The following is a 25857-nucleotide window of genomic DNA, read 5'->3' on the forward strand; positions in this document are numbered from 1 at the left end:
AGGTGGGGAATTGGGACTTACCACCGCAGCCTACCCATTAGCTAAACGCTGATAGCACAGTTAAAAAAGTTATATCATGCCATTAGACCAGATCTCGACAATCTCCGTCCTAAAAGTGCGGAGATTCTTGGGCTGAATCTTGCCTCTACTAGCAACGCTAATTTTGGTCTTACAGTTTCATGTCTAGTCCGACTACACCTATAAGGTCAGCACTCTTATAGACTACTCCCCAAGCGTAAATTTCTGTGTGTCCCACAGTATTTAATTGTTTTGCGTTCTGACAGTTTGGACTTAATTAAACACCATTGACTGTTAGAAATTTCGAGATGACGGAGTAGGACGTTTAACCTGTTCCCTCACGTTCTCACGGTCAGCAACCTGGGAACATCTTAGCACAAAGTCGTCCTAAAAGGACGGGGTTTTCCACCCAAATTTCCAATAACCCAGTTTGCCGCCCTAGGGGAAGGGTTTTGGGAGAAGGGAGTGGGGAAATGGGAAGTGGGGAGATTTTATCAGTGATCAGTGAACTGATCACTCAAATCCGATCACTGATCACTGAAAAGGCTGATGGCTCATCCAATTATTACAAATACCTAAAATTATCGCTGACGAACAGCACTCCTATGGCATCATAAACTGTTGCTTGTCTTGAAATATCTATAAGGAAGACACAATTATGGCTCTCCAATTGGGTGATATCGTTCCAGATTTTACACAAGATTCTAGTGAAGGTCCGATTTCTTTTCATCAGTGGGCAGCAGATAGCTGGGTAGTGCTGTTCTCCCACCCGGCTGATTACACTCCCGTTTGTACCACGGAATTAGGTACGGTGGCTAGTCTTAAGTCAGAATTTGAGCGACGTAATGTGAAAGTTATCGCTTTGAGTGTCGATAGTGCCGAATCCCATCGGGGTTGGATTGATGACATCAACGAAACTCAAAACACTACCGTTAACTATCCGATTATCGCCGATGGCGATCGCAAAGTGTCGGATCTCTACGGCATGATTCACCCCAATTCCCTCAATAATCTGACGGTACGTTCGGTGTTTATCATCGATCCCAACAAAAAATTACGTTTAACTATTACCTATCCTGCCAGCACGGGACGCAATTTTAACGAGATCCTGCGCGTAATCGACTCCCTGCAGCTCACCGATAACTATCAAGTGGCTACCCCCGCCAACTGGACCGACGGCGGCGATTGTGTGGTGGTTCCCTCTATTCCCACTGAAGAAGCTCGCAGCAAATTTCCCAAAGGGGTTGAGGAAATTAAACCCTATCTACGCATGACTCCCCAACCTAATAAGTAATTAGTGATCGGTAATCAGTGAACCATATCCCGGAAAACTGGCAATCCGAAAACCATAAAGTCGTCAGGGAGAGTTGGCCATCCGTTATAACGGATAGCCAACCCCTGGCAACAGGGGATTTATCTCCCCATATCATTTATCAGTTTGATTGTCAATATATTTTTTCCTAGTTTCCCTAGATGTGTTAGCGGCAGTAGTGCCGAAAAGCAATTTCTTGGCTGGGTTAAAGACAATTCATCGACATATATCTTAACTATAAGTTAAACTAATATTTAACAAAAATCGGCTCAAGACTAAAAGAACAATTAACATTATGGCTCCAAATGCTTATTATTGGGTAGTTTAGCTAGATTGTAGATCGATAAAATTATCTAAAGATCAAGCAAAGATTGTCAGGAATTCTGGGGTAGATATATAAGTAAAATTTATTTTAAGTTTATTTAAGACTGTCATTACTAATGCAAGGGTGAGTCAGGGAGATTTTCCCGTAGTATCAAAAATGAAACTTGCTCGTATCGTTTACTTTGACGACGAGCGAGAGGCAATTGTAGAGACTGTCGCTTTCACTAGCATTTAATTAAGAGGAACAACCGATGCCAACTTATAAAGTCACCCTGAAAAATGAATCTGAAGGACTTAATACTACAATTGAGGTTCCCGATGATGAGTACATTCTCGATGTAGCTGAAGAGCAAGGACTGGACTTACCTTATTCCTGCCGCGCAGGAGCTTGCTCTACCTGTGCAGGTAAACTTGAATCTGGTACTGTCGATCAATCCGATCAATCCTTCCTCGGTGACGATCAAATTGAAGCGGGTTATGTCCTCACCTGCGTCGCCTATCCCACCTCTGACTGTGTGATCCTCACCCACCAAGAAGAAGAAGCTTTGAAGTAATCTTCAAGATTGTCAGAAAACTCCCGTTAAGTGCTATCTATGTTGCTTAACGGGAGTTATTTTATGGCTCAAAAAATTTTTTCCCTAAACCCTTGTGTGTTTTAGCTAAGGGTGCTATGATTGTTAATCGTGGAATTAATGGGTCGGTGCCCGAGTGGTTAATGGGGGCGGACTGTAAATCCGTTGGCTACGCCTACGCTGGTTCGAATCCGGCCCGGCCCACCACGATCAATGCCCGTGTAGCTCAGTGGTAGAGCACACCCTTGGTAAGGGTGAGGTCATGAGTTCAATCCTCATCACGGGCTTTTTTTCTCTACTCATTCTCAATCAGCCGTTGAAGGATGAGATTAAGTAAGTCTTCAGCACTATGGCGTTAACAGAAGTTATCCCCTAGGGCAATTAGTCCTCGATCGCCTAAAATAATCAAAATTAACTTATTTGTTGGCTCATGTCTCCCCTTGACAACATCGCTAAACTGTCTCACCTCACCCGCACAGATGTCCAGAAAAATTGGTTTATCGCTACAGCAGCGGGAAAACCAATTCAACCCGTCACCCTCAATGAAAAACAATACATTATTTGGCCGGCCGGCAGACAAATCCAATATCTAACTCAAAAAATTATTGTCCCCGAACATTTAGCCGGTTATCCTTTAGCGGGAATGGAACTGAGATTAATCTTAACTTGGTGGGCGGAAGATGTCAAAATTTATGTTAATAATCAATTTATCCAAGCAGGAGACCTCTTTGATTCTTCCACCCGCATTTTACTTTCCAACTCTGTCTCTACCGGTCAAGAAATTCTTGTTACTCTCCGTTTAGTCAGTCCCAATCATGATATTGGTGGTTTGATGAAATCAGAGTTAATCTATGAACATAGCCAAGCTATCGATCCTAGTTTTGTTGCTGATGAATTGACCATTCTCCATAATTATCTACAAACTTTTTATCCTGAAAACTTAGCAGCTTTTACCGCTACTCTCGATAATATTGACTGGGATAATGTCACCAACAAAGATAAATTTAATCAATCCCTAGAATCAATTCGTCAATCCCTGCAACCCCTCGCTCAACCTCTCAAAGAACGCAGTTTTCATCTTCTCGGCCACGCACATTTAGATATGGCTTGGTTGTGGCCGTTGGCAGAAACTTGGCAAGTGGCAAAAAACACTTTTATCTCGGTTTTAAACCTGCAAAAAGATTTTCCTGCCCTCATATTTGGTCATTCTAGCCCCCTAATTTACGAATGGATAGAAAAACATCATCCTGACCTATTTCAAGCAATGCTAGAGGCATATAAAGGGCAATCTTGGGAACTTTTGGGCGGGATGTGGGTAGAACCAGAAGTCAATTTAATCTCTGGAGAATCCCTATTTCGACAGCTACTTTATGGACAAAAATATTTTCAAGAAAAATTTGGACAAATCACTAAAACTGCTTGGCTGCCGGATACCTTTGGTTTTCCCTACCAATTGCCGCAAATTCTTAAATCTTTTGGCATCAAATATTTTATAACCGGAAAACTCCATTGGAATGATACGACTAAATTTCCCCACGGTTTTTTCTGGTGGCAATCTCCCGATGGCAGTAAAATTCTTTCCCTCATGTCTCCTCCCAATGTTGCCGGAGTTATGGATACTAACCCAATTATTATGACCGATCATGCTCTCAATTGGGAACGGCAAACCGGCTTAAAAGATATTTTTTGGCTGCCCGGTGTTGGCGACCATGGCGGCGGTCCGACTCGTGATATGTTAGAGGTGGCCCAACGTTGGCAAAAATCTCCTTTTTTCCCCCAGTTAAAATTTAGCCAAGCAACAACCTATCTGGACAGTCTAGAGACAAGTAATCTTCCTATCTGGGATGATGAATTATATCTAGAATTTCATCGCGGTTGTTATACTACCCACGCTGATCAAAAAGCTTATAATCGTTACTGTGAAATCCTCTTGTATAAAGGAGAATTATGGTCTTCTCTGGCTAATATCTTACTAGAGATTCCCTATCCGAAAGTCGAGATAGAATCGGCATGGAAAAAGGTTTTATTAAATCAGTTTCATGATATACTGCCGGGTACTTCGATTCCAGAAGTGTTTAGGGATGCTAATCAGTTATGGCGGCAAGTTATCACCACAGGTGAAGCAATTTTAGATCAAGCTTTACAGGCAATTGCTAATCAAATTAATTTGCCTAATCCCCCCCATCCCCAAGCAAAGCCTTTTCTAGTTTTTAATTCTCTTAACTGGGAAAGAACCCAGGTTATCTCTTTAGCTATAGAATCTGTAAATTGTTCAGTTTATGACTGGGATAATTGTCTTTGTCCTTCGCAATTATCCCACGACAATCAGCTATTATTTCTCGCTGAAAATATTCCTTCTGTTGGTTATAAGTTATTTTGGTTAGTTGCCAATCAGCAAGCAGCCGAGCAAAATTTAACTAACTGCCAATTTATTTTAGATAATGGCTTACTTAAAGTTACCATTAACTCAGAAACGGGAGATATAGATAGTATATTTGATATAATTAATCAAAAAGAAATCCTGCAAGCTGCTGGTAATCAATTACAGGCATTTAAAGATCAAGGACAATATTGGGACGCTTGGAATATCGATCCGAATTATCAACAATATCCCTTACCTAAAACAGTATTAAAATCGATCGAATGCTTAGAATGTGGTCCCTTGCGCTGGCAGATTCGCGTGATCAGAAGTTTAGCTGATTCGGAATTTTGTCAAGATTATATCTTAGAAAAAGATGCTCCTATTCTCCAGATTAAAACTATTGTTAATTGGCAGCAGGAACATACTTTAGTAAAAACCGCTTTTCCTCTCACCCTAAACAGTGATTTTACCACCTATGAAATTGCCTGTGGTGCGATCGAGCGTTCCCACGAACCAGAATCGCCAAAATGGGAAGTTTACGCGCATAAATGGGCGGATTTAACCGATAAAGAGGCACAATACGGGGTGAGTCTTTTAAATAATAATAAATATGGCTATGATGCTACTAACCAGCAACTGCGATTAACTCTCTTGAGAAGTCCCCGATGGCCAGATCCCGAGGCGGATCTGGGAACCCAAGAATTTACCTATGCAATATATCCCCATCAAGGCAACTGGAAAACGGCGAAAACTGTCCATCACGCTTGGCAGTTAAACTCACCTGTCAACGTTATTTTTATTACTAACTCTTCCCGATCAAACCGGCTGCCACCGGTGGCACAATGGTTAAAATTCTCGGCCGATAACTTAATTTTAATGAGTTTCAAACAAAGTGAAACAGCCGCTCGGGGTTGGGTAATGCGCGTTTATGAATGTCAGGGAGAAAACGCTGTTATTGATTGGCAAAATCAATTACAATTAACAATAAAAGAATCGATCGACGGTTTAGAAAGAGCGATCGATCCTATTGAGCAACTTTCTCCTTGGCAGATAGCTACATGGTTATTAAAGAATTAATCTTCGTGATCTTCAAAAGGATCGCTTAATTCTGCTGCTGGCGGTCCAAAAGCGGTATAAAGAGCTAAAGCGGTAATCCCCACCAAAGCAGCAGCGATCGAAATCCCCAAAATTGTTGCAGTTTCCATAGAATAAAATTTGCTTAGATACAGTCTGTATCTTATCTTAACAAAATATAACCGATCTCGCAGCCGATAACGATCGCTAATCTGGCCGGTTGCATTGCTGTTATCTCATGCCCGATAATGCTGAAAGGATCGACTCAATAGCGATCAAACTAAACCAGAAAAATTATTATGAAGAAACTCCTACAGGGACTAGAAAAGTTCCAGAGTGGTTATTTTGATGAACATCGGCAATTATTTGAGCAACTCTCCCACGGACAAAAACCGAGAATCCTGTTTATTACCTGTTCCGATTCCAGGATCGATCCTAACCTAATTACCCAAGCGGAGGTGGGGGAATTATTCGTAATTCGTAATGCGGGAAATATAATTCCTCCCTACGGAGCAACCAATGGTGGTGAAGGTGCATCTATAGAATATGCTATCAACGCTCTCGGCATCGAGCAAGTGATTATCTGCGGTCACTCCCATTGTGGAGCGATGAAAGGTTTGTTAAAATTGCAGAGTCTAGCCGATGAAATGCCTTTAGTTTACAATTGGTTAAAACAAGCAGAAGCTACTCGACGTTTAGTTAAGGATAATTACAAAGAATTAGAAGGGGAAGAACTGATCGAGGTGACAGTAGCAGAAAATGTTCTCAATCAGTTAAGTAATTTACAAAGCTATCCAATTATTCGTTCCCGATTACATCAGGGTAAATTGTCCCTACACGGTTGGATTTTTCGGATTGAAACTGGCGAAATTTTAGCCTACGATCCCATCCTGCACGATTTTGTCGCTCCCCATAGTAAAATTACCCACCCCGAAGCAGAAGACAATTTACCCTCTAGTCGTCATCTTCCCAATAGTCATCCCTTCAAGATTTCTGAGGATTATATCAGGACTCAGGCGGATCTAAAAAAAGCGACTCCTGCGGTTAATACTGTGGCGAAAAAGAATGGCTCCTCAACCCAAAAACCGGGCTATAATTATTTAGAACCCTCCCAAGCTGATCGCATTTATCGCGGTTCGAGAAGTTAATTAGGGATTACAGAAATTCTCTAGAGATGTGCCTATTAACGTCTCTAGAGTGGCAATTAAACGATAACTGCTATACTCCTCTATGGCTTCCCCAAAAGATTTTATTAGTCCCGTCAATTCCGAGCAAGAGTTAGTCTATCCTTTTCGGAACTATCTTAACTATCTGCACGCAAAATACTCTGATTTACAGACGGGTCATATCGCCGATTATATTCCGGAATTAGCCCTAGCAGCTCCAGAATGGTTTGGTATTTCTGTAATTAGCACTGATGGTCAGATTTTTGAGGTGGGAGACTGTCAGCAAACCTTTACAGTACAATCAATTTCTAAAGCTTTTGTCTTTGGATTGGCCCTAGAAGATCACGGAAGGGAATACGTTAATAGTAAAGTCGGTGTTGAACCCACCGGAGAAGCTTTTAACTCGATTATTCTCGATGAAAAAACCAATCGTCCCTATAATCCTATGGTTAATGCTGGTGCGATCGCTACTACGGATTTAATCACCGGACAGAATGCCACCGAAAGGCTAAAACGTATTTTAGAAATGTTTAAACGCTATACGGGTAGGGATCACGAGATTAATGTCCCCGTTTTTCTCTCGGAAAAATCCACCGGCAATCGCAATCGGGCCATGGCTTATCTGATGCTAAATTTTGGCATGGTCAGCGATAAAATTGAAGAAACCCTCGACCTTTACTGTCAACAATGTGCCATCCTCGTCCATGCTCACGATTTAGCTCTGATGGCTGCTACCTTAGCTAATGGGGGTGTCAACCCAATCACAGGAATACGGGCGATCGATGAACACTACGTTCAAGATGTGATCAGTGTTATGCTTACCTGTGGAATGTACGACGCTTCAGGAGAATGGGCCTATCGGGTAGGATTACCAGCAAAAAGCGGTGTCGGTGGCGGAATTACGGCAGTAGTTCCCCATCAGTTGGGAATTGGGACTTTTTCGCCCCTTTTAGATGAAAAAGGCAACAGCATCAGAGGAGTGAAAATTTGTCAAGATATTTCAGAGGATTTTGGTTTACATTTATTCAATGTGGCTAAACCAGAACGAGATTTAAAAACGTGGCTTGAAGGTAATAGTTGATATTGATAGCTGTCCCCGACAAGAGCGCCTAACGGCCCTGGGAAATTAATTTGGCCAGAGGTCTGTGGAAAAAAATGTCATAAACCTCTTGACAAAAGCAGCGGGTTGTGTGTAATATAAATACTGTGTGAGGAGTATAAGTTCAGCATAAGAAGAACCTTTGGGGTCGAAACACGGCAAGACTCCCAGAGGTTCTTCTTTTTCACTCCCTTATTGGCTCAAAGTCAGCCATAAAATCAGGTTTTTCCCTGATCGCTAGTTTTTCCTCAATTTATCCCTTCTAGGTCTGTTTGGCTCTTCTAGGTTCTGTGTGATAAGTTTAACTTACTCTATGATCGATCAATCTTTGTGTCCTTTGTGTCTTTGTGGTTCCTTCCACTCGCTCGCCAGCAGGACTGTATCTTAGAATACATTTTGCCCACCAAACCTAAGAGAGCCTCTGTTTTTGTTTACCAAGAGCAACAGGTCAAAATTTTGCCGAAGAAACTGCACAAGAGAAGTGTAATTGCTCGTAAAATTGGGAATTAAGTACAAGGGCAATCCTATGGCAGATAAAAATAACGGTAACGGTGGCTTATTCCTCGTCGGGGTTTTAGTGGGCAGTGCGATCGGGGCAGTGGCGGGTTTATTAGTAGCGCCGAGATCTGGAAAAGAAACCCGTCGAATTCTGCAAAAATCCGCCCAGGCTTTGCCAGAATTAGCCGAAGATCTGACCACGACGATGCAATTGCAGGCCGATCGCCTATCGGAATCGGCCCGGCGTAATTGGGATGATACTTTAATGAGATTAAAAGAGGCGGTGACAGCCGGAATCGAAGCTAGTCAAAGTCTAGCCACCGACAATCCCTCCCCCGACTCGCAAGAATCCCCCCAAGGCGATAATCAACACTCGAATCACTATTAAATGACCGAACCTATTTTCTGGCTAGGATGTTCTTTACTGCTAGTCGCCGTTAGTTTAACGGCGGTTTTCATCGCCGCTTTGCCTGCCCTGCAAGAGTTAGCCCGGGCAGCCCGCAGTGCCGAAAAACTATTCGATACCCTCCATCGGGAATTTCCCCCGACTCTAGAAGCAATTCGCCTGACAGGGGCGGAAATCAGCGAATTAACCGACAATATCGATGAAGGGGTCAAAAGTACCCGCCAAGTTGTCCAAGGAGTCGATCGCAGTCTCGGTAGTGCTAAAGCTGGTCTTAGCAAGCTCGATCGTGGCAGCCGTCGCCTCTTGATCGGTTTTAAAGTCGCTTGGAATACTTGGAAACGCAGTTAAGCAGATGGGGAAGTGGGGTGTAGGGTGTGGGGTGTAGGGTGTGGGGTGTAGGGAAGGAAATCTCTTTCATCTCTGGTGGTGAAAATTTTTTCATCGGGACTGACTCGGAGAATACAGACTCCTGACTCCTGATAACTGGGTGACTAAAGTTGAGAATTCCCTTAAGATAAAGTAAATAAGTGTAAAGAAACTGAAAGTTAGCCTACACCCTTGCTGAAAAAATTCTCATTGTCTAGAAGTGCTATGCTCAATCGTTTTTGCCGAGGAATCTCGATCGCTCTTGTAATTGGTGTCATTAGCTGTCTGGGTTGGATTATCTGCCCGGATCAAGCTCTAGCGGTGAATAATCCTGAATTACTGCCCAATCAAGCCACTCCGATCGTTGATTTAGCCAATTATCTACCCGCAAAACAGGAAGAGGCATTAATCCGAGATATCGAGACATTTCAAGGGGAAACCGGCTGGAAAATGCGAGTTTTAACTCAATATGACCGCAGCCCCGGCCGGGCAGTGATTAATTTCTGGGGATTAGATGATAAAAGTATTCTCCTAGTGGCCGATGGTCGCGGCGGTAATCTACTATCTTTTAGTATTGGTGATGCCGTCTATGAATTTTTACCCCGCACTTTTTGGATCGAATTACAGGCCCGTTTCGGTAATATGTATTTTGTCCGGGAAAATGGCGAAAATAATGCGATCGTACAATCCTTAGACACGGTAAAAGGCTGTTTAGTTAAAGGTGGTTGTGCGGTGGTCCCCGGTTTACCGAGGGAACAGTGGATACTAACTTTAATTACCTCAATTGTCGGCGGTTTAGTCTTCGGTTTTGCCGGTATTCCTCGCAAAGAAGGACAGGTTTTCGCTTGGCAATGGGTTTTAATTGTCTCTCCCCTCTGGTTTATCCTCTTTGTTGCTTTTGGCATAGGACCGGTGGTTACTCGCACCAGTGAATTACTGCCCCTTTTCCGCAATTTAATCGGTTTTGTCCTCGGGATTTTAGTCGCCTATCTTTCCCCTCGTTTTAATTCCCTCAACGCCTCAAAAACCTAAGAATTAGGGGCTTGTCAGTGATCAGTGATCAGTAATCAGTAAACAGAAAGTAGCGAAGTTTTTACCTATAAATGATATCTGACGGCGGCCCCTCATGGTTTGATCGATCTAGCTCTGTTACAATTAGAAACATTGTGGAGTGAGTGAGATAACGTTTATGTGGGTCAATACTCAAAGTGAGATTATTAGTAAGGTTTTGCCGCCAGCAGTACGTCTGTTCTTAAGAACGCAAGTAGAACAGATAGAAGATTTAGAAATGCAGCTGCACGGTCATGATCGGCAAATTTTGCGCGGTTATATCCCCGGGGTATTTTTAGCCGTAGGAAAAGCGATTTATCAGGGTTTACATCTAGGTAAAGCGCAATTAAGAGGGGAAAATATTCGTCTTAATATTGGTCAGGTTTTGCGAGGGAAACCTCTAAAAATTTTGGAACCTATTCGGGTTAGCGGTGAGGTGGAAATTAACGAGCAGGATTTAAATAATTCGATCGCCTCGACTATTTTAGTTAATGCTTTGGCGGATTTACTAATTTTTTCCCTAGAAAATAACGGAGTTGTTAACGCCAGAGAAATTATCTCTCAACAGCGTTTTAACTGGAAAAATGTTCTCTTAAATCAGGGTTATTTCTCTCTTCTCGGCCATAGAGAAACGGGTGCGGAAGTAATTTTTAGCGCTGATATTACCTTAAAAGATGCCCGCACTTTAGGGATTAGTCCCCGACAATGGCAAGGTTTAGCCCCAGATTTATCTATTGATTTGCAACCTTTTACCGTCGATTTAGGCAAAGATGTGGAGATTAAATCTTTTATTCTCGACGATCAAACTCTTTTCTGTCAGGGAAGTTTTTTGATTTTACCTTAAAAATAAACGGGATGATTCCGGTGGGTTAAACTAAGTTAACCCACCAATTATTACCCTCTATTCTGTGCAATCAAAATAACTGTTTGCATTAGTCCAACCAGAAGACCGAGAATCCCACCGAGATTAACAATTCCCTGTAATTCCTGTTTAACAATGCCTTGAATAGCATTTTCCAGATCAGCAGGGGAAGTGGCATTTACCCGATCGCGGATTACCTGATCGATGTTGAGAATTGGGATAATTTGGGCGACTAATTTCTCTAAATCTTCCTCTAAATAACGCTCTAAAATTAACGCTAACTCTTGACTAATTACCCCTAATGATGTAGTCATTGACTCCGAAGATTGCAGACGATTAATAATTAAATTAGCGATTTGATCCCAGTCGATCGTTTGTCCAAAATCTTGCAGAAATTGTTCGCCACTTTCTTGAATATAAATTCGCACCGTATCCCTGGTGGTTTTACGCAATTGTCTGACGGTGGAGATAGGTAAATTTTGTAAAGAGATACTTTGTAACCAGTTTTTCAGACGATTACGCATCTCTAAAGATAGTAATAATTCTTTGATTCTGGTATTAGCTAAATCTTTTTCATCAAGGCAAAAAGTGCGTAAGCGGGCCAGGGCATTGCGTAAACCGAATAAATTGGCTACTACCCAATAGGTTCCACTGGTTTTTTCCCGAAATCCTTCATCGATAACTTGAATATTGCGATCGGTTAAAAAGTCGATCAAAGCTAGACGGATAACATCGGCAGGTAAGACGGTTTCTAATAGCCAATCGGAGAATTGTCGCGCCTGTTGTTCACTGAGAGAAAATTCTAAGACTAGGCGATCAAAAATTTGATTGATCTGTTTTTCTAAAAAGTCCTGCCGTCGGGCTAAAACTTTTAGTAATCTCGCTAAAGATTCCCCGAATAAATCGTGAAGAATCGCCGCCAAAATCTCGGCTGTTTTTGCTTGCCGATCGCCTTTTATTTGTTTTAAAGCTAATTGTAACAGCCAGAGTATCGCCCCCTGTACCCTTTCGGTGTCGAGGAGTCGTTTAGCCAGTTTTTGTAGTTCCTCGGGGGTTAACAGGGAACCCATGATCGTATCCGATACCCGGACAGCTAATCGATCTTGATTGCGAGGAATTAACCCCGGAGTGAAGGGAAGAGGACGCTTACCGATATAAATCGCCTTGTAGGGACGAAATAGCATTTTTATGGCTACATCGTTGGTAAAATAGCCAATAATTGCCCCCGCGATCGGCGGTAAGATCCATGTCCAAAGAGTAGGGAGATTCAATTTAGCAGCAAAAAATAAACGGAAATGTGAGTGAGTTATTTCTTTAAGACTAACACTCCCATCAGTCCTGCTAGGAGTGGATAGTGAACAGCGCCGGAAAATCCCGACCGATAGCCTAATTTTACCTGTTCTGGGCCCATGGGAAAGCGATCGATACTGGGACTAATATAAGCGTACTGGTCAGTTAAGCCGTAGCGCTCGGCAGCCGGAACGACGATATGATCTAGATACCAGTTTTGGAATAATTTGGCGATGGTTTCGGTGGGTTGATGGAAGTCAAGAATCGCCGCTTTAGCACCCGGTTTCAGGACTCGGTATAATTCCCCCAAACATTGGGCAATATCGACCACATTGCGTAATCCATAGCCAATAGTGGCACAATCAAAGCTAGAATCGGCAAAGGGTAAATTGAGGGCATCCCCCTCCATCCAGTTAATATTAGTGGCGCTAAAACGTTGACGGGCGATTTTTAATTGTTGTGGGGAAAAATCTAGTCCGATCACTTGGCCGGTTTTGCCCACTTGTTTTGATAATAGGTTAGTCAGGTCGCCGCTGCCACAACAGATATCGAGGGCAAAGTCCCCTTTTTCGGGTTGACACCATTTGACTGTCATTAATTTCCAGATATGGTGTAATCCTAAACTTAATTCCTGATTGAGTCGGTCATATTCGGGAGCGATCTGATCAAAAATTGCTTGTATTTCTGTGGAGTTAGGTGAGGATTGATTGGACATTTTTATAATATAGCACCAGAGAAAATCCCAGATGAAGTTATACCATTCTATCCTATCTGCTCTCCCAGGTTTGGTGGGTAAAATGTATTCTAGGATACAGTCCTGCTGGTGAGTGAGTGGAACGAACCACAAAGACACAAAGGACACAAAGATTGATCGATCATAGAGTAAGTTAAACTTATCACACAGAACCTAGAAGAGCCTCCTATCTCCGCTCACGGAGATAAGCTGTTGACCATCTACAGCAGTTATCTTCATGGTGGGGAACAGTAGCTTAGGTTACGCTTCATCTATCCGAGAACCTTCCGGTCGCAGTTCGATCGAGAGGCCTTCCTGGGCGAGAATAGTTTGAGGGAAAATCTTTCTTACCTGTTCCCCAATGCGATCGAGAAAATCGTCATTATGGGCGGGATCGTGATGAAATAGAACTAACTGCTTAACTTGCGCTTCTTTGGCGATTTTGACTGCCTGCTGCCAAGTGGAATGACCCCAACCCACCTTAGAATAATTAGGATCGTTGTATTCCTCATCGGTGTAGGTAGCATCAATAATCATTACATCCGCTTGCCAGGCCAAAGCCAGAACGTTATCATCAAGGCGATCGGGAAAATGTTCGGTATCGGTAATATAAGCTGCCGATAAACCCTGCCAATTTACCCGATAACCCACCGCTTCCCCTGGATGATTTAAAGGACGGGTTTCGACGGTGAAATCGGCACAGTAGAGGGTTTCGCCCATTTCTAGATTATAAAATTCTAAATCAGCCCGCATAATCTGCAAAGGCACGGGAAAATTAGGGTGTAACATCTGATCGTGTAATGTTTGCTTGATGGTTGCTCCGTTGGGGGAGGGAACCGCGTAGATATTAAAAGTATTGCCCCTGATAAAAGCAGGGGTAAAAAAAGGAAAACCTTGAATATGATCCCAATGGGAATGGCTGAAAAATAAATGGGCTTTCACTGGACTTTCTGTCATCAAAGACTGTCCTAGGATGCGTAACCCCGTACCACCGTCGAAGATTAATCTTTCTCTACCGACTTGCATCTCGACACAGGAAGTATTACCACCATAACGAACGGTTTCCGAACCTGGACAGGGAATGCTCCCCCGTACTCCCCAAAATTTGATCTGGAAGCAGTTGTAGGGCATACCAGAAACTCCTCTACTTGTGCTGATGGGCTAATAGATCAGATTAGCACTCTTCTACAATTAAGTCTGTGACTTCATCCCTAACACAACGATCTATGATTAAGGGTGAGGATCGTCACTTTTGGAAGAGCCAAGGCATGGATTTACAGAAATTCTTAGAAAAACTGCCTCAACAGTATCAGGATTGGGGATCGCCTCTAATGTCGCCTATTTCCGAGCAATTAACCCTTTTAAGCGAAAAAACCGCCTCCTATTCTGATATCAATCTCTTTCCCCTGCTCAATCTCGCCGTTGCCTGTCTGCAACCGGACGAGGTTTACTGTCAAGTGGGTTGTTTTCGTCGCGGTAGTTTAGTCGCCGCTTTCTGCAATAATAGCGATCGCTACGGTTATGGCGTAGAAGCTTTTTTTAAATATGATCCATCGGGAGAAAAGCTAACTATATTATCTGAGGATTTGGAGGATTTTCAACTATCAGAACAGATATTTTTAAGCGATCAAGAAACGGAAAACTTTTTCGATGATCTGGCAGAATTAAACAGTGAAGAAAAGCTGGGAGTTTATTACTAAGATGCCGCCGAAGACTATCGATCGCTCTTGATAACCCTACTTTTCGCCAAAAAATTCTGGTCCGATTCCGCTTTAATTATCATCAATAAATGTCAGCATCCCGCTCTCCAACAGGCAATAAGAGATTTTACTAAAACCCATCCCCAAGCTCAGATAATTTTAGATGATAAAATCGCTAATCACGGTTTGCTTGGTTTCAAAAATATTTGTTTATTAGCTTGGAATGCTCCCCCGGGGATAACAGCCCTAAAATCCCCGAAAAAACTGGTTTTAAATGTGGGTTGTGGTCCCTATAATCCCGAAGCCTTACCCCAACTATTCCGCGATGGCAATTGGCAAGAAATTCGCCTCGATATCAATACTGCTGTTAACCCAGATATTTTAGGAACGATTACCGATTTAAGTGCCGTTCCCGATAACTGCGTCGATGCGGTTTTTTCTAGTCATAATCTAGAACATATTTATCATTACGAAGTTCCCATCGCCCTAGGGGAATTTAAACGCATTCTTAAACCCGAAGGCTTTTTGATGATCGTGGTTCCCGATATGCAAACCGCCGCCGAATTTGTCGCTAGAGGCGATATGGAAAATGAACCTTTATATATTTCTCCTGGAGGTCCAGTGCGGGCTTTATGGATGTTTTACGGCATGGGAACAGAAGTCCCCGGAATGCCCTATATGGCTCATAAAACTGGTTTTACCTCTCAAAATCTTAACCAGAAATTACAAGAGGCAAATTTTGCCAGAGTCGAGGTAATTCGCACAGAATTTGAGTTAGTTGCTTTTGGGTATAAGTGAGGAAAGATTAGCAAAAATTGCTCGCACTTGTGGGGCGATTCTTTCCCTTTGATTGATTAAATAAATACTAACGAGGGTTAAAGATACCCCCACCCATTGCAATACACTTAACATCTCACCGAGGAATAAATTCCCGAAACTGAGGGCAAAAACCGGAGTTAAAAAAGTTAAAGAACTTAAACTGGTTAAATTGCCCTTGGCGGCTAAATAAAAGAATATTCCATAGGCGATCGCACTACCAAAAATAGTGGCATAACTTAAAGCTAACCAACCATTTAAATCTATATTCTGCCATTGATGGGATTCGGTGAAACCTGAAGCTAAAAATAGCGGCAATCCTCCTAAAATCATGTGCCATCCTGTGGCGCTGACGGGATCCGCATGACGACAGACAAACCGGATTAAGACTGTTCCCACCGCCATGGATAGGGAAGCCAAAAGCATGAGCATTTCGCCGCTATTTAGTAATTCCTGCCAGCTAAAGTCAATATTTAGCCCTTTTTGTCCAAAAAAGTCATAAAACCATTGATCGGGCAAACCAATTAAACTAATTCCCCCAATCCCTAAACCCAATCCCAACCATCCCCAGACACCGATAACTTCTTTAAATAGCCAACTGGACATTAAAGCCACCGCTAGGGGTTGCGAGTCAATAATTACCGATCCTAACCCCGCCCCGGTACGATTTAATCCCAGTGCCAGAAAACCTTGAAAAAGAGTGGCATCCATCAGAGCAAAAAGGGCAATCCATAACCATGCTTGCAGGGTTTTGGGCTGAGGACGACCTAAAAACCAAGCTACTATTAAAACTAACATTCCGGCGGGAACCAGGCGAATTGCCGCCATAAATAGGGGGGTAGTATGGGGGATAACACCCTTCATCGCTACCATCGCTGTTCCCCAGAGAAAAAACGGTGAGATAAGTAAAAGGGGCGAGGATTTCTTTAAATCTAGGTTTTCCATAGGTAGCGATCGATTGTTGTCGATAACAAATTTCTCTAATTGTATAAGCTAAGACCCATTTTAACCGCCTATCCTTAGATTAGCTGAATCTCCCCCAATCCCCTTACTGTTGACTCTTGCCTTTTGCCTCTTGCCTCATCTCAACGAGCAATTTAAATGCGCGGGCAGCTTAGTAGAGACCGAGGATCGGCTCTTAATTATCTTGACTTTCTCCTAACTGATTTTCCTCTAAAGCTGTTATTGGTTTTTCTTGACTCGATCCGATCCAGATCGCAATCATACCAGCGATAGGAATGGAGAGAAAAACCCCTAATAATCCCGCAATTCTTTCGCCGATAAAGAGAGATAAAAATAAAATTACTGGGTTTAATTCTAGGGCATTGCCCATAACTTTAGGGCGAATAATATTATCTTGAATTTGCACCAAGACAACACAGACAATAAAAGCTTTAACCGCAACTGCTGGTCCCTGGGAGGTAAAAGTCAAGATAGTTACCAACAAAATGCCCAGGGTTGCCCCGATACCCGGGATAGCATCGATAATACCGAGAATACCCGCTAAAATTAGCCCATATTTGATTCCTAATACCGAAAAACTCAAGAAACTCGTCACCGATAAAAAGAGCATTAACAACAGTTGCCCGCGAATAAATCCCAGAAAACTTTGTCGAAAAGACTTGGAAAAACGCTCCCGGTATGCTAGGGGGAGAAGTTGCAAAAAACCTCGCCAAAGTTTATCACCATCGATGAGCATATAAACACTGATCACCGCCCCGAAAACGCCCGTAAAGACACTGGAAAAAACCCCTTGTACGATCGATAAACCCGTAGCTAAACCGGTTTGTAAGCTTCCCACCATTTTATTTAAATCTAATCGATCAAGAAAGTCTTGAAAGGGTAAAAAATCTTTTTGACTCAGGGCATCGGTAAGATTAAATAGTAGTCCTCTCCCCTGATTAACTGCTTCTAATCCTATGCCTGTGACTAATCCAAATAGGAGGACAAAAGCTGCTAGGGTGGTAATAGCAATGGCTAGTCCTCTCGGTAGATAACGGGATAACCAAACCACAGGATAATTTAATAGGGCGGCCAGGATCGCTGAACCGGTAAAAATAGCGATCATCGCGTAGAAATAGTTAATTAAGATAATTAGACTCCAGCCACAGCCAAATAATAATAGATAGCGTACTAGAATCGAGTTATTCAGAGTTTTCCAAAAGGAGCTAGAAGGGGGCATAAATAAAGCTAGAAATAGGATTTTAGCATTTAGAATTGTTTTAACAAAGCTTCCCGCATGACCGAGACGGGGACGGGTTGACCTAACCAGATTTCTAGGGCGATCGCTCCCTGATTAACTAACATTTCTAACCCATCAATAATTCTTATCCCTCTAGTCCGGGCCAACCGGAGAAATTTGGTCGGCCGGGGATTATAAATTAGATCGTAGGCGATCGCAGATGGGGGTAAAAGGTCTAATAATTCTAACTCAACAGGGGATTGTTCGCCCTGGGGGGACATTCCGATCGGGGTAGAATTAATCAGGAGTTCTGTGGTGGATACCAGCCCTTCTAATTCGTCCCAGCTATGCACTTCTAGGAGGTCATAGAGGCTTGTATTCGCCCAACTTTCTTTAAAAGGATCTAATTTCTTTTGATTGCGTCCTACCACATGAATTTCGCCACAGCCCAACTGGGCGCAAGCCACCACTACCGCCCGGGCCGCGCCGCCATTGCCTAAAATAACTGGATTCACCCGACTCCAATCTTTGTCAAGGGATTTCAAGGGTGCGAGAAAGCCATCCACATCGGTATTCGTTCCCTGCCAGCCGGTTTCCGTGCGCCAGACGGTGTTAACTGCGCCCACTAGCCTTGCTTTCTCGGTAATTTGCGATAATAAGGGAATAATTGCTAATTTATGGGGAATCGTCACGCTAAAACCCTGTAGATCGATGGCAGCCAAACCAGCGATCGCCGTTGCTAAATTTTCTGGCGCGATCGGTAGGGGAAGATAGACATAATTTAGCCCCAAGGCATCGATAGCGGCATTGTGCATAAGGGGAGAAAGAGTATGGCCGATAGGATCGCCGATTACGCCTAATAACTTGGTTTTTCCGTTAATAATGGTCATAAAAAAAGGTGGGCTTTCCCCACCAAAGTTTGCTCTCAAGGGTGGCCAATGCTCACCTTACTATACTATTTCTTGATTTCGCGGGCCATTTTCAGGAAAGGATTGATACTGTCATCGTTAGCGCGACGAACGTTATCATTAGCACCGTTAGCCTTACTATTAGCCTCGGAAGTGGCCGATTTTGCCACAATACCGTTATCGGTGACTTTGCTGACTTCCATGGAAGAAATCTGTTTAATCGATTCGCCACCCTTTTTATTCGAGGCAGTTTTCGGGAAGGTACGTCGAATCGTGATCGGTGTCCGCATAAAGTCGATATTACCGAGAGTTTTAGCGTCATCGGGTTCTAAGTAAAAAGCCTCTTTCGGTTCCGGTGCGCTCATCTCCATCGGTTCATCGACGTATTTCGTCTTATTGCCAAACAGGCCAAAGAATCCAGCCATTTTCTCCCTCTCCTAAATAAATATATTTACCATAAATTGCTGCTGATTGTTAAATCATATCAATATTTATGACAAAAAGCCAGGTGGGGCTTGCTGAATAAGTCTGTTGGTGGGGTTAGGAGTCAGTAGCCGGTCGTCAGGAGATTATTTTTATTTGTTCTCCCCACACCCTACACCCTACACCCTACGCCCTACACCCTACACCCCACACCCCACACCCCACACCCCACACCCCACACCCCAATCAACGCTGTTCTAACCTACGACTGGCTAGGGACATAGAATAACAGAAAATCCAGTAAATAAACGCCAAAAATAGATAAACCTCTGGATAATCGCCGATAAATTTCGGATTAGCTAAAACCGATCCTGCCATACCCAAGAGGTCCACCAGCCCCACGATCGCCAGTAGAGAAGTATCCTTAAATAAACTGATAAATTGACCAACAATAGCGGGAATGACCGCTTTTAAAGCTTGGGGTAGAACGATCAATAATAAAACGAAAATCGGTTTTAAACCCAAGGCTTTGGCCGCTTCAATTTGACCTTTGGGAATCGCTTGTAAACCACCCCGGACATTTTCGGCCAGATAGGCTGCTGCAAAAAGGGTAAATCCGGCGATCGCTCTGATCACTCGTTCTGGTCTGGTCCCGGCGGGTAAAATTAAAGGTAACATCACCTGGGCCATGAATAAAATTCCCAACAAAGGTAAACCGCGCAATAATTCGATATAACCAATAGATAGCCAACGAATTGCCGGTAATTCACTCTGTCTCCCCAGGGCTAATAATACCCCCAAGGGGAAAGATAAAATCATACTGGCGATCGCTACTAATAAAGTTAAGATTAAACCACTGAGATCATCGAGAGGAATTGCCTTTAAAAATAATCCCCCCAATAGCAACCAAGCGATTAAAGGTAAAGTCAATAACCAGAGCAATCCCCACCAGCGTTGCAGAAAAGCGGGGCAACCGGGGAAGCGACCCCGGTTTAATTGCCAAGAAAACAGTGACAAAGCCGCAAGTATCGTTAAAATCAGCCAAATTCGCCATATTGACTGTTCTGGATAACGACCGACCACAAATAAACCGAGATTTTCCGTCACTACAGCCCATTTTGCCCGATTTATCGCCCAATCGAGAAAACTTAAACCACCCCAGAGGCTGAGAAATAGACCCGCAAGGGTTAAGATGACGTTGTACCAAGTGTTAAAGAGATTTTTTCTTAACCAGAGTCCCATAAAATTCCCTAACCTCTACAGTGGTGATCCTCGTACTTATTCAGTACAATGGTGCTATTAGAAAAATTCAGACTAATTTTCGACCATGAACAGTTGCATTTTAATGGCTAAAATTGTCCGTCGTCCCGAATTACGTTATACCCAAGATAATCAAACTCCCTACGCTCAAATGTTAGTCGAGTTTTCTCCCAATCGTGCCGAGGCAACCCCGACTAATTTAAGGGCCGTAGCTTGGGGAAATTTAGCCTCAGAAGTCGCTCAGAACTATCATGAAGGTGATCAGGTAATTTTAGAAGGTCGTCTCTCCATGCAGACGATCGATCGTCCCGAAGGTTTTAAGGAAAAACGGGCCGAATTAGTCATTAGTCATCTCTATCATCTTGACGGCAGCGTGAGTAGCGGTGAAATGACGGCCCCGACTCCAGAAAAAGTCGTACCAATCAATACCCACAAATCGAATAAAACCGAGGTGGAGAAACCCGTCGCACCTGTCTCCACCGGGGATTTTGAATACGACGCATCCTATGAACTTTCTAATCCTTCCGCTTGGCAACCTAGCGACACATCGGTGGAGGAAAATTTAGACGATATTCCTTTCTAATCACCCCGACAGAATTAATGGCTCTTCTCGATTTTGTCTGATAATTTTTGCTTATGGAATCGTGAAATGCTGATCGGGCAAGACTTTCAGCACTATTTTGACGGATATTCTATCAGTATAGACCTCGTTTCCACACAGAAACCAGAAGAGCCAAAGCTTTAACTGAGATATGGCAGGTTAGAGAAGAATATGCGTGAGGATGTCTCAATGAAAATTACCCTGAACCTACCGGATAACCTCAGCCAAGCCGAAACCTTCAACCAAGGCGACTGGCTCCGGGAGATTGCCATTGCGCTGTTTCAGCAAGAGCGGATTTCCCTCAGTCGCGCCAGTAAAATTGCCGGGATGGAAGTCATGGACTTTCAAAAACTGCTGGCAGATCGCGGTATTTGTGTTCACTACGATGTAGAAGACTTTGAGCAGGATGTTCAACATCTGCGCGATCGAGGCTGGCTATGATCGTGGTCAGCGATACCTCTGCCCTTGCCAATCTGGCGATCGTCGATCATCTCTGGTTGCTAGAGTCAATTTACCAAACCGTTATTATTCCAGACGTTGTTGCTAGGGAACTAGCAGCCGCAAGTAATCCCCTCATTCCAGCCATTCTCCAATCCGGCTGGATTCAACCCCAACCCCTCACCAACTCCGAACTCGCTAACCAGCTTCAGCAAGAACGAGGATTGGATGCTGGAGAAGCGAATGCCATAGCCTTGGCACTTGAGCTGCAAGCTGATGATCTGCTCATTGATGAACGCTTGGGGCGGCAAGAAGCCCTGCGGCTAGGGCTATCTATCATTGGTATTCTGGGCATTCTGCTCGTTGCCAAACAAAGAAGCCTCATCCCTCAAGTTCAACCTGTTATGGATACCTTGATTAGCCAAGCTGGTTTTCGTGTCAGTTCCCAGCTATATCAGCGCGTCTTAGCTTTGGCTGAAGAACTTTAGTAAAGGATAAGCCAAGATAGTCTGTGGAGTCGGTATCGATCGAAACTATCGTCTCCCATACCAATGGGATCATCCTAGTTTAGTAGGTTATCTATAAATTTATAAAAACTCAATCCCTCTCTTGCCCAAGATTACAGAGCCTAAAATCCAACAGGACGGTTATCAAGAGCCAAAATAGTTGTGTGAAAACTGTTTGAGAAATTTGTCTTCGATCTTTAGCATACTGAACTCAGATGAGCCGTATATTTATACGGGGAAAGTTCATGTATATACCCCAAAATAGTCCTACTGATCAGTAATTTTACTTTCAGCGAGAATTTCTTGGAGGACGGGGGATAAATTGCTAGTTAAACGACCGGATCGAATAAATTCAGCGTAGGTATCAGCTTCGATATCTAGGAGGGTTTCCCGAAGTTGTTCCATTGTTAATAGCTGTAATTGGGGATAACTATCGTTGAGAGATTGTATTTCCGCTTCTACAGTCTTTAACTTTTCTTTGACGAGATGCTGCTCATAACTAAAAAATTCTGGGGCAACATCGGGAGATTTATCTAATTTAGAAAGATAGTCTAAAACCCTTTTTAAAGCTACCCGTCGGGCTAAAAGTTCCGCATAGTTTTCTCGAATTGGTTGATCACCGATCAAGTCTAATCTCGATAGGAAAGTTTGAATAGTTAATCCTTGAACCAAAAGGGTAAAGAGAACAACTCCGAAGACGATATCGATGATATCCTGACGATTGGGAAAAATAACCGGCACACTTAAAGCTAGGGCAATAGAAACGGAACCGCGCAAACCTCCCCACCATAAAACCGTTTTTTCCCGCCAATTAATTTTAGTTTCCATCAAGGCATTACTAACAGTTGCCAAGGCAAAGGTAGCCAGAAAACGGGCCGCTACCACGGCGGCGATCGTGATAAAAATTAAATTGAGATTATCGGCTAAACTGGAGAGACGAATCTGATCGCCGATAAGGAGAAAAACGATCGAATTGACAAAAAAAGCGAGAAACTCCCAGAATTCCGTGACTAATAGGCGGGTACGGGGACTCATGCTGATTCTAGAGCCAAAATTACCCAAAATAATCCCCGTAGTCACCACTCCGATTACCCCCGAACCCCCGAACTCCTCGGTTAGTAAATAAGCACCGTAGGCGGACACAAGAGTTAAAGACTGTTCCACTAGGGGTAAATCCAGACGTTGAGTCAGATAGGAGATACCAAAACCCACTAAACAACCCACTGCTACCCCGATACCGATAAAAGCCGCAATCCGGCTAATGGTTGTCTCTAAGGATAGACCACTAGCACCGAGGGGAATTTCCACCAAAAGAGCGAAAGCGACCACAGCGACCCCATCATTAAATAAGCTTTCCCCTTCCAAAAGCACGGTGAGTTTTTTACTGGCCCCTAATTCGCGAAAAAGAGCGACAACAGCGACGGGATCCGTAGAAGAAAGGCTCGCACCCACTAATAATGCCGTAAATAGGGGTAAATTGGTCAATTCATCTAGGGTAAAACCAACCCCGAAAATCGAGATAATTACGCCGACAATAGCGAAAAGACTGACGGGAATCCAATTATCCTTCAGATCTCGCCAGCGTGTATTCCAAGCGGCTTCAAATAGCAAAGGGGGCAGAAAAATTTCTAGAATCAGTTCGGGGGATAGGTTCACCAGACGGATATCGATGAAAGCTAAACCTAAACCGACTATCACTAACAATAGGGTGTAAGGAATTTGGCGAAACCAGCTAAAAATCCTCGAAACCGTGGCCACACTCAGGGAAACGGACAAAACAATTAGAAATTGTTCTAAATTTTGCTTAATGACTTCATCGGTAGCGGATTCTAAACTCATTGGGTGGGAGGCAATCGGTGAGCGGACGTGCAAGAAAAGAACAATCTCAATTATTTTGACATCCTCGCCGCCGTAAAACGGACGGCGATTCCCAAACCTCACGATTTAGGTTTCTGCTTCTTTCCCGAAGGATTTTTCGCACCTGCCGCCCCAGTTTTACTCTGTTCTGGTCTTATGGTCGCTCCACAGACTGACACCGCAAGCCCTGCGGCCAAAATATTTTTACTGGCGTTAATGTCTCGGTCATGGTGAGTCCCACAGTTCGGACAGTCCCACTCTCGAACATTTAACGGCAGCTTTTTCACAATATACCCACAATTACTGCACCGTTTAGAACTGGGAAAACATCTATCTATTTCGATGTAATTTTTCCCGTACCAACGGCATTTATAGGCTAATTGTCGGGTAATTTCTCCCCAGCTTACATCAGATATTGCCTGAGATAATTTCGGGTTTTTGACCATATTCTTGATGGCTAAATTCTCAACCACAATCGTTTGGTTTTCACGAACTAATTGAGTGGTTAGCTTGTGTAAATGGTCTTTTCTGCTATCGGTGATTTGAGCGTGAATTTTGGCTACTTTGATTTTTGCCTTTTCTCGATTCTTTGAGTCTTTCTGTTTTCTAGAAAGATTTTTCGATGCTCTTCGCAACCTCTGATAATGTTTCTTAAAATGCTTAGGATTAGACACTTTATCGCCGTCGCTGGTAATCACGAGGCTACTAATTCCTAAGTCAATTCCAATGGCTTTATCTGTTACTGGTAAAGGCTTAATCGTTGGGTCATCAAATCTAATTGAGATATGCCAACGTCCAGAAGGATGTAATCTGACCGTTACTGTACTTGGTTCACATCCGTCTGGTATTTGTCTTGACCATCGAATAGGTAAAGGTTCTGTGCATTTGGCTAAATAGATTTGTTTGTCTTTGAACTTAAAAGCAGATTTGGTAAATTCGGCACTTCCTCCTTGATGTTTTTTCTTAAAGTTAGGATACTTAGTGCGACCAGCAAAGAAGTTAGTAAAAGCTGTTTGTAGGTGTCTTAAACCTTGTTGTAAAGGAACACAGCTAACCCCATTCAAGAAGTCTAATTCTTCTTGTTTTTTCCACTCAGTCAACATCGAAGAAGTTTCAGCATATCCTACTCTTTCTTGTCTTTCGTACCAAGCTTGTGTTCTGAGATGGAGAGCTTTATTGTAAACTAATCTTACACAGCCCAAAGTGCGCCGCAATAGCGACTCTTGTTCTGCTGTGGGGTAAAATCGAAACGAATAGGCTTTCTCCATATCTCACATTCTAGCATATATCGTGTAAATGCGCTAGTATTTCATAGTAAAGCCGTCCTTTGAGAACGGGGTTTCAGAGCCAAAATTGGCGATGACACTTTAGAACCAGTGATTTTTTTTCCTAAACCCAAGTTTTTCTGCTGGCAATTCCTTATTATCTATGTCCTTGACTATGCCTCAGTCTGCCGAGTCCTCCACGGGTGAGGATTTACCCCTAGCTATCTCACCCAGTAACGAGCAGTTAGAGAATATTAATAGCTATTTAAACCTGATTTTGGCGGCTTTAGTCTCTCTAGCTAATTTAGACTCTGAGTCTATCACCCAAGCAGCCCAAGAATTAGCCTTAGATGCAGATACAAGCGATCGCCTAGTTGCCCACCACTGGCAACCCCAGTCAAACCTCTCCCTAGCGGACATCCGTTCTCTAGTTCTCCTCCTCTGTCATCTAGCCCAAAAAAAGCAAGAGTTAATCCGTCGCGCCGTAATTCTCCTGGAACAAGTGGGGACTCAAGGAGAAGAACCGGTCAAAACCACGCTTTTGGGCAATTATATCGATAATTTTCGCTTAAAATACCCAGAAATATCGGCAAATAATCTCAGTGATTCTAGCCTGACTTCCCTAGCCTGGAAATTATTAATCGATTTATTGTTCTATAGCAGCCCCCGCAGTCATCTCCTTCTCTGGCACACCCTTTTGGCAAGTCAAAAGTAAAAAGGCTATCAGTTATCAGTTATCATTTATCAGTTTTCAGATGTAAGTTTTCAG

General features: G+C 43.2%; 26 protein-coding genes and 2 tRNA genes. 17 read left to right on the forward strand and 11 right to left on the reverse strand.

Annotation, left to right across the window (positions count from 1 at the left end):
* The first annotated feature begins 676 nt into the window (after positions 1–676).
* The 5 genes from myaer_RS20080 to myaer_RS20100 all read left to right on the forward strand — a co-directional run bounded on the left by myaer_RS20080 (position 677) and on the right by myaer_RS20100 (position 5665).
* Complete coding sequence (locus tag myaer_RS20080; protein WP_046663392.1) at positions 677–1312, forward strand: peroxiredoxin; 636 nt, start codon at positions 677–679, stop codon at positions 1310–1312.
* A gap of 593 nt (positions 1313–1905) precedes the next feature.
* A complete protein-coding gene (locus myaer_RS20085; protein ID WP_046663393.1) occupies positions 1906–2208 on the forward strand; it encodes a ferredoxin in 303 nt (100 codons plus the stop codon).
* A 140-nt stretch (positions 2209–2348) separates the two neighbouring features.
* A tRNA-Tyr gene (locus myaer_RS20090) sits at positions 2349–2433 on the forward strand.
* Positions 2434–2441: 8 nt separating this feature from the next.
* Positions 2442–2513: transfer RNA gene (locus myaer_RS20095), tRNA-Thr, on the forward strand.
* A gap of 143 nt (positions 2514–2656) precedes the next feature.
* Positions 2657–5665 (forward strand): alpha-mannosidase, encoded by a 3009-nt coding sequence (locus tag myaer_RS20100; protein WP_046663394.1) that lies wholly within the window; start codon positions 2657–2659, stop codon positions 5663–5665.
* Here the strand turns inward: myaer_RS20100 and psbN are convergent.
* Complete coding sequence (gene psbN / locus myaer_RS20105) at positions 5662–5793, reverse strand: photosystem II reaction center protein PsbN (protein WP_002761150.1); 132 nt, start codon at positions 5791–5793, stop codon at positions 5662–5664. The two genes, myaer_RS20100 and psbN, sit on opposite strands and share 4 nt — an antisense overlap.
* 168 nt (positions 5794–5961) lie before the next feature.
* On the opposite strand from psbN, the gene myaer_RS20110 reads away from it, so the two are divergent.
* From myaer_RS20110 to myaer_RS20140, 6 genes are all read left to right on the forward strand, one after another.
* A complete protein-coding gene (locus tag myaer_RS20110) occupies positions 5962–6810 on the forward strand; it encodes a carbonic anhydrase (protein WP_046663395.1) in 849 nt (282 codons plus the stop codon).
* 82 nt (positions 6811–6892) lie between these two features.
* Positions 6893–7909 carry a glutaminase A gene (gene glsA / locus myaer_RS20115; RefSeq protein ID WP_002736106.1) on the forward strand — a complete coding sequence of 339 codons (1017 nt, stop codon included), beginning with the start codon at positions 6893–6895 and terminating at the stop codon, positions 7907–7909.
* Between the two features lie 544 nt (positions 7910–8453).
* Positions 8454–8813, forward strand: coding sequence for a YtxH domain-containing protein (locus tag myaer_RS20125; protein ID WP_046663396.1), 360 nt, complete (start codon positions 8454–8456; stop codon positions 8811–8813).
* The gene (locus myaer_RS20130; RefSeq protein ID WP_002735843.1) at positions 8814–9179 is read left to right on the forward strand and encodes a hypothetical protein; all 366 of its coding nucleotides are present in this window, start codon (positions 8814–8816) and stop codon (positions 9177–9179) included.
* Between the two features lie 243 nt (positions 9180–9422).
* Positions 9423–10229 (forward strand): TPM domain-containing protein, encoded by an 807-nt coding sequence (locus tag myaer_RS20135; protein WP_008201267.1) that lies wholly within the window; start codon positions 9423–9425, stop codon positions 10227–10229.
* Positions 10230–10386: 157 nt separating this feature from the next.
* A complete protein-coding gene (locus myaer_RS20140) occupies positions 10387–11091 on the forward strand; it encodes a DUF2993 domain-containing protein (RefSeq protein ID WP_046663398.1) in 705 nt (234 codons plus the stop codon).
* Positions 11092–11141: 50 nt separating this feature from the next.
* Here the strand turns inward: myaer_RS20140 and myaer_RS20145 are convergent, their stop codons facing one another.
* The 3 genes from myaer_RS20145 to myaer_RS20155 all read right to left on the reverse strand — a co-directional run bounded on the left by myaer_RS20145 (position 11142) and on the right by myaer_RS20155 (position 14263).
* Positions 11142–12380, reverse strand: coding sequence for a DUF445 domain-containing protein (locus myaer_RS20145; RefSeq protein WP_046663399.1), 1239 nt, complete (start codon positions 12378–12380; stop codon positions 11142–11144).
* Positions 12381–12415: 35 nt separating this feature from the next.
* Positions 12416–13114, reverse strand: a complete 699-nt coding sequence (gene ubiE / locus myaer_RS20150) for a bifunctional demethylmenaquinone methyltransferase/2-methoxy-6-polyprenyl-1,4-benzoquinol methylase UbiE (protein ID WP_046663400.1) — start codon at positions 13112–13114, stop codon at positions 12416–12418.
* A 279-nt stretch (positions 13115–13393) separates the two neighbouring features.
* Positions 13394–14263 (reverse strand): MBL fold metallo-hydrolase, encoded by an 870-nt coding sequence (locus myaer_RS20155; RefSeq protein ID WP_046663401.1) that lies wholly within the window; start codon positions 14261–14263, stop codon positions 13394–13396.
* Between the two features lie 137 nt (positions 14264–14400).
* On the opposite strand from myaer_RS20155, the gene myaer_RS22195 reads away from it, so the two are divergent.
* Together myaer_RS22195 and myaer_RS22200 are read left to right on the forward strand one after the other, a co-directional pair.
* On the forward strand, positions 14401–14832 hold the full coding sequence (locus myaer_RS22195; RefSeq protein ID WP_235614778.1) for a methyltransferase type 11: 432 nt from the start codon (positions 14401–14403) through the stop codon (positions 14830–14832).
* 27 nt (positions 14833–14859) lie between these two features.
* Entirely contained in the window at positions 14860–15630 is a 771-nt protein-coding gene (locus tag myaer_RS22200) for a class I SAM-dependent methyltransferase (RefSeq protein WP_235614779.1), read from the forward strand.
* Here the strand turns inward: myaer_RS22200 and myaer_RS20165 are convergent.
* The 5 genes from myaer_RS20165 to myaer_RS20185 all read right to left on the reverse strand — a co-directional run bounded on the left by myaer_RS20165 (position 15607) and on the right by myaer_RS20185 (position 20403).
* Positions 15607–16593 (reverse strand): DMT family transporter, encoded by a 987-nt coding sequence (locus tag myaer_RS20165; protein ID WP_046663402.1) that lies wholly within the window; start codon positions 16591–16593, stop codon positions 15607–15609. The genes myaer_RS22200 and myaer_RS20165 overlap by 24 nt on opposite strands.
* 193 nt (positions 16594–16786) lie before the next feature.
* The gene (locus myaer_RS20170; RefSeq protein ID WP_046663403.1) at positions 16787–17830 is read right to left on the reverse strand and encodes an AI-2E family transporter; all 1044 of its coding nucleotides are present in this window, start codon (positions 17828–17830) and stop codon (positions 16787–16789) included.
* A gap of 29 nt (positions 17831–17859) precedes the next feature.
* The gene (locus tag myaer_RS20175) at positions 17860–18720 is read right to left on the reverse strand and encodes a shikimate dehydrogenase (protein WP_046663404.1); all 861 of its coding nucleotides are present in this window, start codon (positions 18718–18720) and stop codon (positions 17860–17862) included.
* A gap of 65 nt (positions 18721–18785) precedes the next feature.
* Positions 18786–19163, reverse strand: coding sequence for a hypothetical protein (locus myaer_RS20180; protein ID WP_046663405.1), 378 nt, complete (start codon positions 19161–19163; stop codon positions 18786–18788).
* Positions 19164–19407: 244 nt separating this feature from the next.
* Entirely contained in the window at positions 19408–20403 is a 996-nt protein-coding gene (locus tag myaer_RS20185) for an amino acid ABC transporter permease (protein ID WP_046663406.1), read from the reverse strand.
* Between the two features lie 85 nt (positions 20404–20488).
* On the opposite strand from myaer_RS20185, the gene myaer_RS20190 reads away from it, so the two are divergent.
* The 3 genes from myaer_RS20190 to myaer_RS20200 all read left to right on the forward strand — a co-directional run bounded on the left by myaer_RS20190 (position 20489) and on the right by myaer_RS20200 (position 21948).
* The gene (locus tag myaer_RS20190; protein ID WP_046663407.1) at positions 20489–21004 is read left to right on the forward strand and encodes a single-stranded DNA-binding protein; all 516 of its coding nucleotides are present in this window, start codon (positions 20489–20491) and stop codon (positions 21002–21004) included.
* 207 nt (positions 21005–21211) lie between these two features.
* On the forward strand, positions 21212–21463 hold the full coding sequence (locus tag myaer_RS20195; RefSeq protein ID WP_043995814.1) for a UPF0175 family protein: 252 nt from the start codon (positions 21212–21214) through the stop codon (positions 21461–21463).
* Positions 21460–21948, forward strand: a complete 489-nt coding sequence (locus myaer_RS20200) for a DUF3368 domain-containing protein (protein WP_046663408.1) — start codon at positions 21460–21462, stop codon at positions 21946–21948. The genes myaer_RS20195 and myaer_RS20200 overlap by 4 nt, the downstream gene beginning before the upstream one ends.
* A gap of 285 nt (positions 21949–22233) precedes the next feature.
* On the opposite strand, the gene myaer_RS20205 is transcribed toward myaer_RS20200, so the two are convergent.
* Together myaer_RS20205 and myaer_RS20210 are read right to left on the reverse strand one after the other, a co-directional pair.
* On the reverse strand, positions 22234–23805 hold the full coding sequence (locus myaer_RS20205; RefSeq protein WP_002737412.1) for a Na+/H+ antiporter: 1572 nt from the start codon (positions 23803–23805) through the stop codon (positions 22234–22236).
* A 98-nt stretch (positions 23806–23903) separates the two neighbouring features.
* Positions 23904–25091 carry an RNA-guided endonuclease InsQ/TnpB family protein gene (locus myaer_RS20210; RefSeq protein ID WP_046663409.1) on the reverse strand — a complete coding sequence of 396 codons (1188 nt, stop codon included), beginning with the start codon at positions 25089–25091 and terminating at the stop codon, positions 23904–23906.
* A gap of 172 nt (positions 25092–25263) precedes the next feature.
* Here myaer_RS20210 and myaer_RS20215 point away from each other — a divergent pair, with 172 nt between their 5' ends.
* Complete coding sequence (locus myaer_RS20215; protein WP_046663410.1) at positions 25264–25803, forward strand: DUF3038 domain-containing protein; 540 nt, start codon at positions 25264–25266, stop codon at positions 25801–25803.
* Positions 25804–25857: the final 54 nt, after the last annotated feature.

Source organism: Microcystis aeruginosa NIES-2549 (assembly GCF_000981785.2).
Classification (GTDB): Bacteria; Cyanobacteriota; Cyanobacteriia; order Cyanobacteriales; family Microcystaceae; genus Microcystis; species Microcystis aeruginosa_C.